This is a genomic window from Shewanella sp. DNRA4 (assembly GCF_012843185.1).
Lineage (GTDB): Bacteria > Pseudomonadota > Gammaproteobacteria > Enterobacterales > Shewanellaceae > Shewanella > Shewanella xiamenensis.
In genome coordinates, this window is the sequence record NZ_JABAIP010000006.1 from 1 (window position 1) to 13,959 (window position 13,959).

Here is a 13,959-nt window from a genome sequence, read left to right on the forward strand (position 1 = left end):
CAGAGGGATCCCTCAATAACAGGCCGGATATATGGGTGCAATGAACTCTTCTCAAAATCGTTATCGAATGTCTTGCAAACCGGATGGGTCCATATATGCACGATGAAAGCCAAACGACGATTTAAAAACCAACCGAGTTCTGGTGATTTTAATTTGGAGTTTATCTATGAAGCTAAAAACGGCCCCCATACGCCATGTAGTGATAACAAAGTTTACCTTATGCACTCTGCTCACACTCAGCACACTGATCAGTTTATCCAGCCATGCTGCGACACTGACGGCCGAACAGCAACAAGCTGTAAAATCGCACTTCGATAAACTGGCCCAGTCACAGCAAGTTGCAGAGCAACGCCTGACTGAGCAGCTCGGTCAAGAATTTACCCGCCAATTAGCACAGGAGGAGCATCAGTTCATGCGCCAAACGTGTACCCAATACGGCATGACTTTCGACGTTACCAGTAACGCATGTTTGCGCTCTTAGGGCGAATTAAAACGGAAAACGCGCACTAAGCTCAGGATATTGCAGTCTTAAGTCTTTGGGTTTAGTGCTAAATTTTTTGCCTACGGGAGTCGCTTTACCCGAAGGCATAAAAGGCAACTCTTTACCCGTTCGGTCTTCGTATAATTGCCCTGCAATAAGATCGTAATCTTCAATAAAGGGATAGGCATAACCATCCTTTTCTGGCCATGCAGTTAACTTCGCTAACGAATCAGGCTGGGCAATCACAGCCTCATAACGGGCTTGTCCAAGTGAAATCAGAAAAGCGCGAAATTCGGCAAAGGCATAATCAGAATCACACCCCGTAATGATATAAGCCGCCCCCCAAACCGACCATAAATAACTTCGGCGCATCTGTTGACCAAACAGCTTATCAAAGACTTTTAGCTCTTCATCACTCAGTTTACTCAGTTTCAGCTTTAATGCCTCAACCAAAGACTCTTGGGATTGCGCTGGTTCACTGCGGGTCACTAAGTCCCAAAATTCTACTTCTGTCATCACTTAACCTAATTTAATGCCCAAGCAAAGGCGTATTCTACATGATAATACGGTTATGCTGGACTCAGTTCGGGGCATTTCCTACACTTGCTCCACTTCACATTAGCCAGTAACCCTAACTTTATGCCTAAACGCCTAATCCTATTGATAACCCTTTATACTCTGTTTGCCATTGTTGCCCTATTACGGGCTGTCGCCACTGCCTCCTTCGATTTGTTTACCTTAGGTGTATTACCCGTGTTGTTTGGCATACTGACACAAGCGCCTTGGTCTAGCTTAGTGCTCAAAATTTACCTTGGATTACAAACCTTAGGCCTGTCGGCACTCGGTGTCACTGCCATTATCGCCTATCGAATTACCCCTCAAGATGTCAAAGTCGTCATCGAAGGCCACAACATTCCGATGTTGCCGCTGGTGTTATCCATAATTGCCCTGCTATTAGTGCAGTACTGGATCGCATTTTCACGGGTAACCCGTGATTATTTAACCGCAAAATTGAAAGCTTGATTTAATATGTTGCGAAGCAGTTATTTCTCGCCTAAGTTAACGCCTTTCTAAAAAGCCCAATAGCTTGTGACTATGACTCATTTATCGCCTAACGAATTATCGATGCTTATTATTGAGCCATCGGAAACCCAGCGCCGCATTATCATCAAGCGCTTACAACAAGAAGGCATTGTTAGCATCGAAAATGCTGCCAATATTGAAGAGGCTAAAGGACTCATTGCTCGACACAAACCCGATCTCATTGCCAGTGCAATGCATTTTGAAGATGGAACAGCGACCGAGTTTTTGAACTACCTGCGCAGCAAAAGTGAATATAAAGATATTCAATTTATGCTGATCTCAAGTGAATGTCGCCGTGAACAATTGGAGATTTTCCGCCAGTCTGGCGTAGTCGCGATTCTGCCAAAACCTTTTAATGCCGAACACTTAGGCAAGGCGCTTAATGCAACTATCGATTTGCTCAGCCACGATGAACTCGACTTAAGCCACTTCGATGTGCACGATGTACACGTGCTTGTGGTTGATGACAGCCGCATGGCACGTAATGTGATCAAGCGAACTATTGGTAATTTGGGGATAAAACTGATTACCGAAGCAGAAGATGGTGCGCAAGCCATTGAGTTAATGCGTCATAATATGTTTGATTTAATTATCACTGATTACAATATGCCCAGCGTTGATGGACTGGCATTAACGCAATTTATCCGTAATGAAAGTCAACAATCCCACGTGCCTATTTTAATGGTCTCGTCTGAGGCTAACGATACACATTTAAGTAATGTATCTCAGGCAGGGGTGAATGCCCTGTGCGACAAGCCCTTCGAACCCAAATTAGTTAAGCAACTCTTATATCAGTTGCTCGAAGAATAAAACCTAAGTCACGAATGGCGCAAATACCCTCCAATTTTGTTACTTCGATGACACAAGCCCGCAGCAAAGGGCTTTCCAACGCTTTAACCTTGTGGCATGTTAGGCTCGCTGACTTACATAAATCTACGGAAAGAAGAGACAATAAAAATGAACAAAACTGAACTTATCGCCAAAATTGCAGAAAATGCCGATATCACTAAAGCTGAAGCAGCACGAGCATTGAAATCTTTCGAAGCGGCGATTACTGAATCAATGAAAAACGGTGACAAAATCTCTATCGTCGGATTTGGCTCCTTTGAAACAGCGACTCGTGCAGCTCGTACTGGTCGTAACCCACAAACGGGCAAAGAAATCCAAATTGCGGAAGCGACTGTACCTAAGTTTAAAGCGGGTAAAACCCTGCGTGATAGTGTGAACTAATTCGCTCGACATTGATTTTATAAAACGCCTCCTCTGTGAGGCGTTTTTTTGCCCTAACGAAAGCATGAAAGATGATTTTTTGCACAAACACAGTGCGTCAATCGCTCCATTTTTGAGCATTTTAAAACATTTAATTAACATAAATTATGTAACCAATTGTTTTTAAAACGGTTCAAATAATGGCATGTGATTAGCAACTCCCTTATCAGAAAAAACCATGATGCACCAATGCCGCCGTATTTAAGTGGCATGAGTGAATCGATAAATAAGTCAATCGAGGGGATGAGTATGAGAAAATCACTGTACAGCGTTTTGGCATTATCGACGGGATTATTACTAACCACTAACGTCTTTGCGGCGGTATCCGGCAATATTGGCGGCACATCAAACTATCTATGGCGCGGAGTGACTCAAACCAATGATGCGGTCGCGATCCAAGGCGGTCTTGACTACAGTCATGACTCAGGATTTTATGCGGGTACGTGGGCATCAAATGTCGATTTTGGCAATGACACTAGCTACGAGTTAGACCTCTATGCTGGTTACGGTGGCAACATCACCGACGATCTCAGCTATGATTTTGGCTATCTCTATTATGCCTACCCCGATGCCGAAGGCAGCATCGATTTTGGTGAGCTCCACGGGGCTATTACCTGGAAGTGGGTTGAACTCAGTTATTCCCACGTGATCAATGCGGGTGATGACGTAGCGGCGGAACCACTCGATAACAAAGATATGAGTTATCTTGCCGCCACAGCATCTTTCCCTTTAACCGAGAAACTTACCCTGTCATTCCACTATGGCTACTCCACGGGCGATGTGGTTGAAGCTTGGTTTGGTGAGGATAACTATGCCGATTACAACGTAACACTTAGTGCAGATACCAGCATGGGCACAGTATCTTTTATGGTATCAGATACTGATCTGGCTGATGACGATGCTAAAATCGCTTTAGGTTACTCCTATAGCTTTGATTTATAAAACAAAGAACTAAGAAACACGCCGCGTTAATCGCGGCGTATTTTATTAAGCGATCACCGCCCGATTCGACTTACGCGCTAACACCATTTTCTCAATATATTCCACAATAGGCTCAGTTACCGAAATACCCGTAGTTTGCTCAATACCTTCGATACCAGGAGCTGAGTTAACCTCAAGGATCAACGGGCCACGATTCGAACGTAAAATATCCACGCCTGCAACGACTAATCCCATCGCTTTAACAGCGGCAACGGCCATCTTGCGCTCTTCTGGCGTAATTTTCACTTTTTCACCACAGCCGCCTAAGTGTAAGTTTGAACGAAAATCGCCCTCTGGCCCCTGACGCTTCATCGAGGCCACCACTTTATCACCCACCACAAAACAGCGAATATCACTGCCGTTGGACTCTTGAATATACTCTTGCACCAAAATATTGGCTTTGAGCCCTAAAAAGGCTTCAATCACGCTCTCAGCGGCGGTTTTCGTTTCCGCTAATACCACCCCAATCCCCTGCGTACCTTCGAGTAACTTGATCACTAAAGGAGCACCGCCCACCATATTAATGAGATCAGGAATATCATTGGGTTTATTGGCAAATCCAGTGATAGGCATACCAATGCCTTTGCGTGAAAGTAATTGCAGAGCACGTAACTTATCCCGCGAGCGTGCTATCGAAATTGAATCATTGGCGGCAAACACACCCATCATTTCAAACTGGCGCACGACTGCGCAGCCATAAAAGGTCACACTGGCATGAATACGCGGAATAATGGCATCAAACCCTGTTAATTCTTCTCCCTGATAATGAATGCTAGGTTTAACGGAATTAATATTCATGTAGCAATTCAAGGTATTAATCACCACAGCCTCATGACCACGGCTTTCGCAGGCGGCCACTAAACGTCGGGTGGAATACAATTCTGGAAACTGAGATAAAATACCGATTTTCATTACTAAATGACCAAATTAAACACAGTGATTGAAGCTCTGAGCACATTGCATCAGAAAGGGGCGCTGATATTTGTCTATTGCTCAGTGTAAAGCAAGAAAATATTCCTCACCAGACGAAAACCTAAGCCTTAGTCAAACGTAAGATAATCTTCACAATTTAGTGACTAACGGTGTAATGAACCTTGCTTCAAATTCGCTTGCGTCTAGAGGACGAGAAAAGAAGTATCCCTGTAATAGATTGCAGTGTCTTACTGTACAAAACTCCGCTTGCTCGAGGGTTTCAATTCCCTCGGCAACAGAGGTGACGTTAAAGCCATAGGCAAAGTTAAGCAACGCTGTGAGTAAACGAGTGTCCTTTTCGTCCTTATCGTAGGAAGCAATAAAACTTTTATCGATTTTTAACACGCTGATGGGGAACAACTTTATATGTTCAAGGGATGAAAATCCGGTACCAAAATCGTCCAACGCAAATCGCACTCCAAGTTGGGCTATTTTATCGAGGATCTTGGCATGTTCGTGGGGTTCTTCAATCAAACAGTTTTCAGTAATTTCCAACTCAAGTGCACTTGGCGCTAGCCCTGTCACGTTAAGAACATGGGCGATTTTCTCATATAAGTTGATATGCCCAATTTGAGATGCAGATAAGTTCACGGCAATGGTAAAGCGATGCCCTGTTGATGCTAATTGGCTCAGCCAATATTGGGCCTGTCGGCAGGCTTCATACAATACCCAGTCACCGATTTCTTCCATTAACCCAATTTCTTCCGCTATGGGCAAAAATTGGTCAGGAGAAATCAAACCATCTTCGGGATGCAGCCAACGAATTAACGCCTCCATTCCCACCATATGATGTGTTTGCGCGTCAACTTGCACCTGATAATAAACCTTAAACTGATTCTGCCTTAAGGCCATTTTTAAGCTGGACTCGATATGATTGCGGTAGCGGACTTCTTTATCTAGCGCCTCGGAATAAAATTGGATCTGATTACGCCCCATTTTCTTAGCACGATACATGGCGATATCGGCGCATTTCATTAACTCAGAGCTATCGGAGGCGGCTTCATTATAAAATGCCACGCCAATACTGGCGCCAATCATCACATCGTTATCTCCAAGGCAAAACACTTCTTCAAAAGCTTTAAGTAGACGGTTAGCCACTATCATGGGGAAATATTTGTAGTCATTGTCAGTCACTAACACCACAAATTCATCCCCGCCTAAACGAGCAATGACGTCACCATCCCGTAACACGGCACTGAGTCTAGATGCGACTTTCACCAACAAAATATCACCCGTCTGGTGACCTAACGTGTCATTAATCGCTTTAAAATCATCAAGATCAAGTAAAATCACGGCTAAAAAATCATTACTGCGTTTTGCTCTTGCAATGGCGCGATTTAAACACAGCTCAAATCCATAACGATTCATCAATTTGGTGAGTGAATCGTGCTCCGCCAGTTCTTTCAGTTTCTGATGGCTATTTCGTAGGGCAAGTGCCATTGAGGCGCGCTGTTTAGCGTAACGAATTGAACGACTCAGGATTCTTGAGTTAACTTCATCTTTAAGTAAGAAATCTTGGGCACCTAACTCAATACAACGCTGAGCGAGTTTTTCATCTTCGTAACGGCTCAACATCACCACCACAGTTTGATCTTGAGTCATAGAATTGAGCTTGATAAGCACTTCTAAGCCATTAGCATCGGGCAATAGGTAATCGAGTAGAATCCCGTCAAAATGACGCTCCAAGGCAAGATTCAATCCATCAAAAGCACAGTTTGCCTCAACCACATTAAAAGCTAACTTGGACTGTCGTAGCGCTCGAATAATAGCGGTTCTATCAACTTCATCATCATCGATAAGTAGTAAATCCATATACACATCCTATACGCTTGGAAGCTCAACGATGCGCCAGTAGCCTTCCAACATATTAAAAATATTGTGGAAACCATCTTTAATATCTGTTTTAACCATGTAACCAGCCACATGGTGACGGTAGGCTCTCATCCGATCTTCATCGGTACTAGAAGTCGTCAGCATAAACACAACGGAAGAAGACAACGTCGGATCAGAACGAATATGTTCAAGAAATTCAAAACCATTCATTCTGGGCATATTGAGATCGAGCAAGATCAAGTATGACCCCTTGATAGCGTTGGTATGCGTCAGAATTGAAAGTGCTTCAAGCCCGTCCCTCGCTCGCACAAGAGGATTAAGCAAACGCAGTTGCTTCATCGCCCTCTGCACCGCCATATAATCCACATCATCATCATCAACCAACAGAATGGTCACTTGTTTATAGTCATGGCTATTACTCATACCGCCTCCTTGTTGACTATGTGCATCGGCCAGCTAAACCTAAAGCAACAACCTCGCCCCGCTGATTCAAGTAGAATTTCTCCCCCTAGACTTTCAACCGTCTTTTTGACAAGCGACAATCCCAAACCGCTTCCCTCGACTTCATCTCTTGGTCTAAGAGTTTGAAACATTTCAAATACTTTCTGGTGAAACTGGGCAGAAATTCCAGGTCCATCATCAATCACGCTAAACCAGTAATAGTGGCCTTTTGTTTCACATTGCACCTTAAGTACACCACCACCTCTATCATGGTGTTTAATGGCATTGCTAATTAAATTCCGAACGACTAGTTCTAAGAGCGTTTTAACCGTTTTAAATCGTGGAAAATTACCTTCGATGACCAATTCAAATCCCTGAGGCGGAGCGACCAAAGCGAACATATCTTCGACCAGTTGTCGACAATCAGTGTCAACCATTTCAATATCAACACGCCCAATGCGTGAAAACGTTAACAACCCGTCGAGTAATAACACCATTCTCTGGATACGATTCTGAATTAAGCCTAAGTATTTTTGGACATTTTCATTGGTGTTATCAGCAAGATCTTCACTTAACCAATGGGTTAGTTGCTCAATGCCTCTGAGGGGCGACTTCAAGTCATGGGAAGCAATATAGGCAAATCTATCTAGCTCTTGATTAATACGCTCCAACTCTGTCGTATGCTCGATACGCTGCGCTTCAATCCGCTTACGTTCAGAAATATTATTGATCGTCGTTAAAATGTAGATCCCATTACTAAAGTGAATAGGAGTTAATCCGACCTCGATCGCCAAACGTGTACCATCTTTGCAGCAACCAAACAGATCATCCCGCATCGACATATTCTTCGCGATGGGATGAAGCAGATAATGAGATAGATGTTTTTGATGGATTTCCCTCAGCGATTCAGGTAGTAACATATTAATTGAACGCCCAAGTAACTCCTCCCTCGTATAACCAAAAAGCCTTTCGGCATGGGTATTGACTAAGGTAATCGCGCCTGTTTTATCAACCATAAACAGTGCACTCGGAGATGCCTCGATGACTAGACGAAAGCGTTTTTCATTGGCAATTAATTCGGCAGTTAACATTGACTCTTGGTAACGGTTACGAGCCATACTGATAACAGCGTAAAATAAGGCAAGAATAAAAGCGCAACCAATCACTTGCAGCCATATACTCTGCGTTTGCTCAGCACTTGAAATAAAGCGCGACTCAGATGAAACATCTATTTGCCAAACTTGCCCTTCCATGTTTTCTAGTTTTGATTGATAAAAAACATCCTTCGGAGAGGGAAGCGCTTTGTGGGAACTAAACATTAAACTGGCATGATTTGCCTCTGAACCATCATAAATGGCGAGTTTTAGGCCAGAAAAACGTTTTCCCATAATCCCTTGCATTAGATCATCCATTCGAAAAGGTGCAAAAATAACACCTATAGCCTGTTGTATACGCTCCGCTTCTGTCACGGGTTGACCATGATAAAAAGGAACATACATCAATACACCAGCCTGAGAATTATCGGGCGTTTCCTGCACTAAGGTAACTTTGCCAGACACCTTAACTTGTCCCGAAGCAATAGCGTTTAGAATTGCAGTGCGACGAGTTGATTCGGAACACATGTCAAAACCAAATGCCCGTTGATTTCGCCAGTCGAATGGTTCTAAATATTTGATAACACAGTAAAGCTCTCTATTACCTGTGGGAGTGACGCGAAAATCAGTAAATCCCTCCTCTCGGACTTGCTGGGTAAATTGATCCAAGAGAGTAGGCGTAACTAACTCAGCAAAACCAATACCTTGAATACCTGGGTAATAATCAGATAAACGAGCATTGGTTACATAGGTATGCCACTCACTGCGAGTGACGCCGTTGGAGGACAAAAAAAGCCCTACTCCACCACGTAAAACTTGCTCATAGGCCGTCATTCTTCGGGTAACGGCTTCGGACAAATCCTGCACATTATTATTAAACCGCTCTTCGCCTCGATCTCTTAAATATTCCTCTAAAACAAACCAAGAAATACCCATAAAAGTCAGCGCGGCAAATAACATCAGCCAACTTGAACGAATCACACTAACGAAAAAACTTTTTGGGGGGCCGAAAGATTCAGGAAAACGGTCCGTGTCCATATTAGCTTCCCTAGCAAAGTTACATTTGAGTGTCTTCCCCAAGTGTTGTTCGATTTTTATGCAAATTCAAGTTTATCCGACTATTTAAGTAGGACTTAACATCAATATAAAAAGAAAGTGTTATGCGCTAAATCACAAAATTCAGCAAAAACTTAAATAGCCTTAACTCCCCTAAAAATTCAGTAATGCCATAGGAGTAACACACTGTCGTATGGGAAAAAAAATTTGCGTTTATGAGTAAAATTTTTTGCTTTTCTGCCACACTCTTTTTAGATAGAAAGGCGTTAGGAACAACATGAGGAATTCGTTATGGCTCATATTACTGAAGTCGTGCCCAACGATACTGAAATTGAGGCAATGACCACCCCTAGAAATAGCAAAGCAGCAGAGGCAATGCAGCACAAGCGTGAAATCAAGAAACGCTTAGAAGATTATCTCGAACGTGCCGAATTACGACGCGCATTAGGAGATGATGACTTTTTCTAAACTTCCTACTCCCATAAGGCATTATGGTCGTTTAAGTTCACGACTGTTATCCAAACCTTCACCCAGCTCCTTGGGGCTGGGTGCAAACGTTAACACTGATTTACCAAGCCGACTTTTCCTCATTTTATAAACCTGTGTCAGCCTAGTTTTATCAGCTACCGTTAAATCGGCACCACCAACGCATGCACTGCTGCATCGTTTCTCAAATAGCACAGTGCAGCCATAATCATCTCACACAGACTTTATAACCTTTTAGCATAAACTAATTAGTCTTAATCTCATTGGGATAACACAATATTTAACAGTTACTTGCATAAAAAATCTTCGCCATTTTCAGGCTAAAACAATTCATATTGCACCAAAATGATTCACTAAATCGATAGCAGATAAGATACTTAATCGACAAGATTTAATTGTTCTGGGTAAGAAACCTATAAAAACAACGACTTTACCGCTATGATTGAACTAATTTTAGCGCCTAAGTAGCAACAGGATTTCGGGAATGTCAGAGTCATTAGCCCAGTACCAAGAAGATTTACGTCGCTTTTCCGATGAGCTGATCCGCATTCAAACCCCGATCAAGATTTTAGACGCCATCAAATGGCCGCGGGAAATGGAGGAGCGTTTTATTTCTAGTAAAGGCACGGTTCTGCCAGCAATTACACAGGATTTTTATCAAAAAATTGCTCTGCCCTTCGATCCCGTAAAAACACAGGCTGAATTACTTTCGCTCAAACAAGACATTCATCGACGTTTAGGCAAAAAAGACAAGCTGGGCAAGATATTAGTCGCTAACGTAGACCAGTATCGTCTGGTGGTCGATATGCTGGGTCATCGAGGGACCCCTGTCTTTGGTCAGCTTAGCCAAGAACTCTACGGCAGCGCCAGCCACAGATTACATGGCGATCGCCACACTCTACGTCAATTGGGCGATAAACTCAGTTATATCTTCTCATTGCCCGCTGCGCGGCATATGAATAAGCATCACCCTAAAATCATCAGTGCCCCCGAAGCCGTGAATGTGCTGAGCCAGCGATTGGAAAAATACTTCCATAGCGATGATATGCGGGTGCGTTTGAGTGACGGGATTGTGTCTGACGCCGCGGTGGGTGGCGATACGGTCAAACTCAATAGTAAGGCCATGTTCAGCGAGTCAGATCTCAATGTGTACGAAGTTCATGAAGGTTGGGTGCATGTGGGCACCACCCTCAATGGTCGGGCTCAACCCCATGCTACTTGGCTCAGCGTCGGCTCTCCCCGCGTAGCTGCCACCCAAGAAGGGCTTGCTGTATTACTCGAAATGCTCACCCTAAGCTCAAACCCAGGCCGTGCCCGCCGTATTAGCGACCGTGTCGCAGCGGTAGATATGGCGGAAAATGGGGCCAACTTTATTGAAGTATTTAACTATTTTAGAGAGTTAAATCTTAGCGCTAAGGATAGTTATCGAGTCACACAAAGGGTGTTTCGTGGCGGTATGGTCGAAGGCGGCAGCTTTTTTACCAAAGATATTTCCTATGTGCGTGGTTATGTTGAGAACATCAACTTTATCCGCAGCGCCATCACATCGGGTTTACCCGAACTTATCCCTATGCTGTTTTTAGGCAAACTCGCCATTGAGGATATTCCCGTTCTCTATCAAGCCTGCCAAGAAGGCATAATTACGCCACCAAAATATTTACCGCCCATGTTCGACAACTTCAGCGGTTTGTATGCTTGGTTTGGTTTCGCCTCAGGATTGGCAGGTATCGATCTGAAAGGGGTGCAACGTCATTTCACTCGCCTATTTAAAGATGTGCCTAGTATCGATCCAAGCTTAGAGTTATTCGACGATACAGAGTTTGATAATAACTCAGACTAATCAAGTCATTTTGCCACAGCCCTCTTAGGGCTGTGGCCTATCGCTTAAGTTGTTATCCACATCAGTTTGGGTAAGGCGTTCAAATCCAACTTATCGCCACAGGTGGCAATAGCCAGTGCCTTAGGTTTAGTTTTCGGATCTTGATTCATGACGGTCACTAATCCCTGTTGTGCTTGGGCCTCGCCATGCACTAGCACTAAAGGTGGTTGATCTTCAAAGTGCCGATACCAACGTAGCAACTCTGCCTGATCCGCATGGGCGGATAAGCCTCCGACGGTATGTAACTTGGCGGCAACTTTGACGCTATTACCATGGATAGTGAGCTCCTCCGCGCCATCGACCAAGGCTCGTCCAGGCGTGCCAAGCGCTTGGAAACCACAGATAATCACATCACATTCTGGCCGCCACAGATTATGTTCCAAATGACTACGGATACGGCCACCATTACACATGCCGCTACCCGCAATAATGATCAAGCCCTGATGCACATCGTTTAATGCGATAGACTCTTCAGTAGTTTGAATAAATTCGACATTCGATAATAAGGGATGTTGCCCCGGATGCTGGCGAGTAAAACGCTTAAAATCATCATCCATTAACGGATAGTTATTAACATATACCTGTGTTGCCTCAATCGCCATTGGACTATCGAGGCAGACTTTCCAGCGAGATAAATCCCAATCTTTAGCATATAAATGAAATAGATATAAAAGCTCCTGCGCTCGCCCTACTGAGAAGGCTGGCAAAAGAATATTACCGCGGCTCTCGGTGACTGCCTTAGCAAAAATCGCCTTTAATTCGGCCAGAGTATCAGTCCAGCTTCGGTGGAAACGATCGCCGTAGGTGCTTTCCATTAACACTAAATCTGCGGTGTCGACTAAGGTGGGATTACGTAATATCGGCATACCAGCCCGGCCAAGATCACCACTAAAGACGATTTTCTTCTGGGACTTACCTTCGCCTAACCATAACTCGACTAAGGCAGAACCTAAAATATGCCCCGCATCTGAGAGGCAAATATCCACATGGGGAATAACCCGAGTCACTTGGCCGTATTCCAGCGACACAAATTGACTAATGGCCTGTTCGGCATCTTCGACGGTGAATAGTGGCTCTAGGGGGTCAAGATCATGTTTAGCGCGCTTTTTATTGGTTCTTTCAGTGTCGCGCACCTGCAGCATCGCCGCATCTTTAAGCATGATCGCGCACAGCTCTGCTGTGGCTTTATGGGTATAGATTGGCCCATCAAAACCCGCTTTGACTAAGAGTGGTAAACGTCCTGAATGGTCGATATGGGCATGGCTGAGCACAACCGCGGAAATAGACTCAGGATCGAAGGTGAAGGGCTCATGGTTACGCAATTCATCCGCTTTACCACCTTGGATTAAACCACAATCGAGTAATAAGTGTTCATGATCGACCGAGAGCAAATGGCATGAGCCGGTCACTTCCTCTGTCGCCCCTAAAAACTGCAGTGTCATCCGCATGGTGTGCCTCCAACGTGATTACCTCGTATAAAGCTAGACTATGCCCTTATTCCTAAAACAAAAAGCAATAATTAGTCGCATGCGAGCAATGTCAACTTTTGCCGTAACACTCAAGCATCAATAACCTAATAGCGGGTACAACTCACCTTGGCGCACGGTTTTATCGGCATTGATTAAGGTGCCATCACGCTGCCATTGAGCGAGTTGATCTTGAATGATGGGTTGCACTTCTTTTGCCGTCATCCCCGCGTTAATCTGGCGACTGTAGAGTAATTTCAGCAAAATATAATCGAGCCCAGTGAGTAAGTCCTGCGGGGTTTTATCGTTAAAGATGGACGGAAATACTTTTTCAGAATCATTGGGTAACCCAAGTACTTGAGTGATTTCTTCGACGATACAAGCCACTAACTTACCATGCATTTTTGCCTGATCCACGGGAATAATTACCCAGGCGCGCTCAATCTCATTCTGAGAGTTGAGGGCAAATTTGCCCATACAAACAGAGCCATGAATATTACTGGCGGCACTCGCGCCCATGAGGCGCATCACCTCATCGGCCCATTGGGATTGGCGGGTAAAGACTAAATGTAAATTAGCCTCTTCGAGCTTATCTACCTGCAAAATACTGTGACCCGTGATTTGCGCAAGATGACTTAGATGCATCTGCACCAATTGCGCATGCAGTGCATTGTCGCCAACTTGGTGCTCAACAAAGACGCGCACGGGTTTTTGCCATTTTCGTACTCGGTGCTTATCTTTATCGTATTCATTTTTAAGGGCTATCTCATCGAAAGCTTGGGTGATGTAGGCTGGATTTTTCCAATCTCGAATGGATGTTGAAGCGAGATTGGGCATGTCGACCTCTTTGGGACTTAACGTTGGGGAAACCGATGCACAGAGTGGCGTAACAAAGGCTGCAAGTAGCGAAACAATACA

Annotated in this window: 14 protein-coding genes; 7 read left to right on the plus strand and 7 right to left on the minus strand. The window is 44.2% G+C overall.

What is annotated here, in order from left to right; all coding sequences use genetic code 11:
- Positions 1-166: 166 nt before the first annotated feature.
- Complete coding sequence (locus HG547_RS07700) at positions 167-481, plus strand: hypothetical protein (protein ID WP_169547518.1); 315 nt, start codon at positions 167-169, stop codon at positions 479-481.
- A gap of 6 nt (positions 482-487) precedes the next feature.
- Here HG547_RS07700 and HG547_RS07705 read toward each other — a convergent pair whose 3' ends face one another.
- The gene (locus tag HG547_RS07705; RefSeq protein ID WP_169547519.1) at positions 488-997 is read right to left on the minus strand and encodes a DUF4240 domain-containing protein; all 510 of its coding nucleotides are present in this window, start codon (positions 995-997) and stop codon (positions 488-490) included.
- A 123-nt stretch (positions 998-1,120) separates the two neighbouring features.
- On the opposite strand from HG547_RS07705, the gene HG547_RS07710 reads away from it, so the two are divergent.
- The 4 genes from HG547_RS07710 (at position 1,121) to HG547_RS07725 (ending at position 3,775) form a co-directional block, all read left to right on the plus strand.
- Positions 1,121-1,504 (plus strand): hypothetical protein, encoded by a 384-nt coding sequence (locus HG547_RS07710; RefSeq protein WP_169547637.1) that lies wholly within the window; start codon positions 1,121-1,123, stop codon positions 1,502-1,504.
- Between the two features lie 72 nt (positions 1,505-1,576).
- A complete protein-coding gene (locus HG547_RS07715) occupies positions 1,577-2,374 on the plus strand; it encodes a response regulator (RefSeq protein WP_169547520.1) in 798 nt (265 codons plus the stop codon).
- A 96-nt stretch (positions 2,375-2,470) separates the two neighbouring features.
- Positions 2,471-2,794 carry an HU family DNA-binding protein gene (locus HG547_RS07720; protein WP_219848070.1) on the plus strand — a complete coding sequence of 108 codons (324 nt, stop codon included), beginning with the start codon at positions 2,471-2,473 and terminating at the stop codon, positions 2,792-2,794.
- 288 nt (positions 2,795-3,082) lie between these two features.
- Positions 3,083-3,775, plus strand: coding sequence for a TorF family putative porin (locus HG547_RS07725; RefSeq protein ID WP_169547521.1), 693 nt, complete (start codon positions 3,083-3,085; stop codon positions 3,773-3,775).
- Positions 3,776-3,820: 45 nt separating this feature from the next.
- Here the strand turns inward: HG547_RS07725 and rimK are convergent, their stop codons facing one another.
- The 4 genes from rimK to HG547_RS07745 form a co-directional block, all read right to left on the minus strand.
- Positions 3,821-4,726 carry a 30S ribosomal protein S6--L-glutamate ligase gene (rimK, locus tag HG547_RS07730; protein WP_037414013.1) on the minus strand — a complete coding sequence of 302 codons (906 nt, stop codon included), beginning with the start codon at positions 4,724-4,726 and terminating at the stop codon, positions 3,821-3,823.
- 150 nt (positions 4,727-4,876) lie between these two features.
- Positions 4,877-6,598 carry a GGDEF domain-containing response regulator gene (locus HG547_RS07735; protein ID WP_169547522.1) on the minus strand — a complete coding sequence of 574 codons (1,722 nt, stop codon included), beginning with the start codon at positions 6,596-6,598 and terminating at the stop codon, positions 4,877-4,879.
- A 9-nt stretch (positions 6,599-6,607) separates the two neighbouring features.
- Positions 6,608-7,042: a response regulator gene (locus HG547_RS07740; RefSeq protein ID WP_144375758.1), complete on the minus strand. Its 435-nt coding sequence runs from the start codon at positions 7,040-7,042 to the stop codon at positions 6,608-6,610.
- Positions 7,039-9,192 carry a CHASE domain-containing protein gene (locus HG547_RS07745; RefSeq protein WP_169547523.1) on the minus strand — a complete coding sequence of 718 codons (2,154 nt, stop codon included), beginning with the start codon at positions 9,190-9,192 and terminating at the stop codon, positions 7,039-7,041. Before HG547_RS07745 ends, HG547_RS07740 begins: the two co-directional genes overlap by 4 nt.
- A gap of 309 nt (positions 9,193-9,501) precedes the next feature.
- Between HG547_RS07745 and HG547_RS07750 the strand changes: the two genes are divergently transcribed.
- Both HG547_RS07750 and HG547_RS07755 read left to right on the plus strand, forming a co-directional pair.
- Entirely contained in the window at positions 9,502-9,678 is a 177-nt protein-coding gene (locus tag HG547_RS07750) for a hypothetical protein (protein ID WP_011621344.1), read from the plus strand.
- A gap of 502 nt (positions 9,679-10,180) precedes the next feature.
- Positions 10,181-11,536: a flavohemoglobin expression-modulating QEGLA motif protein gene (locus tag HG547_RS07755; protein ID WP_169547524.1), complete on the plus strand. Its 1,356-nt coding sequence runs from the start codon at positions 10,181-10,183 to the stop codon at positions 11,534-11,536.
- Between the two features lie 44 nt (positions 11,537-11,580).
- Here HG547_RS07755 and HG547_RS07760 read toward each other — a convergent pair whose 3' ends face one another.
- Positions 11,581-13,023 carry an MBL fold metallo-hydrolase gene (locus HG547_RS07760; RefSeq protein WP_169547525.1) on the minus strand — a complete coding sequence of 481 codons (1,443 nt, stop codon included), beginning with the start codon at positions 13,021-13,023 and terminating at the stop codon, positions 11,581-11,583.
- 117 nt (positions 13,024-13,140) lie between these two features.
- A complete protein-coding gene (locus HG547_RS07765) occupies positions 13,141-13,878 on the minus strand; it encodes a DUF2927 domain-containing protein (protein ID WP_248278726.1) in 738 nt (245 codons plus the stop codon).
- Positions 13,879-13,959 lie beyond the last annotated feature (81 nt).

Coding starts and splice junctions, on each gene's coding strand:
- HG547_RS07720 (WP_219848070.1), top strand. CDS start 2,471: ATGTTAGGCTCGCTGACTTACATAAATCTACGGAAAGAAGAGACAATA.
- HG547_RS07755 (WP_169547524.1), top strand. CDS start 10,181: ATGTCAGAGTCATTAGCCCAGTACCAAGAAGATTTACGTCGCTTTTCC.
- HG547_RS07745 (WP_169547523.1), bottom strand. CDS start 9,192: ATGGACACGGACCGTTTTCCTGAATCTTTCGGCCCCCCAAAAAGTTTT.
- HG547_RS07710 (WP_169547637.1), top strand. CDS start 1,121: ATGCCTAAACGCCTAATCCTATTGATAACCCTTTATACTCTGTTTGCC.
- HG547_RS07740 (WP_144375758.1), bottom strand. CDS start 7,042: ATGAGTAATAGCCATGACTATAAACAAGTGACCATTCTGTTGGTTGAT.
- HG547_RS07735 (WP_169547522.1), bottom strand. CDS start 6,598: ATGGATTTACTACTTATCGATGATGATGAAGTTGATAGAACCGCTATT.
- HG547_RS07700 (WP_169547518.1), top strand. CDS start 167: ATGAAGCTAAAAACGGCCCCCATACGCCATGTAGTGATAACAAAGTTT.
- HG547_RS07725 (WP_169547521.1), top strand. CDS start 3,083: ATGAGAAAATCACTGTACAGCGTTTTGGCATTATCGACGGGATTATTA.
- rimK (WP_037414013.1), bottom strand. CDS start 4,726: ATGAAAATCGGTATTTTATCTCAGTTTCCAGAATTGTATTCCACCCGA.
- HG547_RS07765 (WP_248278726.1), bottom strand. CDS start 13,878: ATGCCCAATCTCGCTTCAACATCCATTCGAGATTGGAAAAATCCAGCC.
- HG547_RS07705 (WP_169547519.1), bottom strand. CDS start 997: ATGACAGAAGTAGAATTTTGGGACTTAGTGACCCGCAGTGAACCAGCG.
- HG547_RS07715 (WP_169547520.1), top strand. CDS start 1,577: ATGACTCATTTATCGCCTAACGAATTATCGATGCTTATTATTGAGCCA.
- HG547_RS07760 (WP_169547525.1), bottom strand. CDS start 13,023: ATGCGGATGACACTGCAGTTTTTAGGGGCGACAGAGGAAGTGACCGGC.
- HG547_RS07750 (WP_011621344.1), top strand. CDS start 9,502: ATGGCTCATATTACTGAAGTCGTGCCCAACGATACTGAAATTGAGGCA.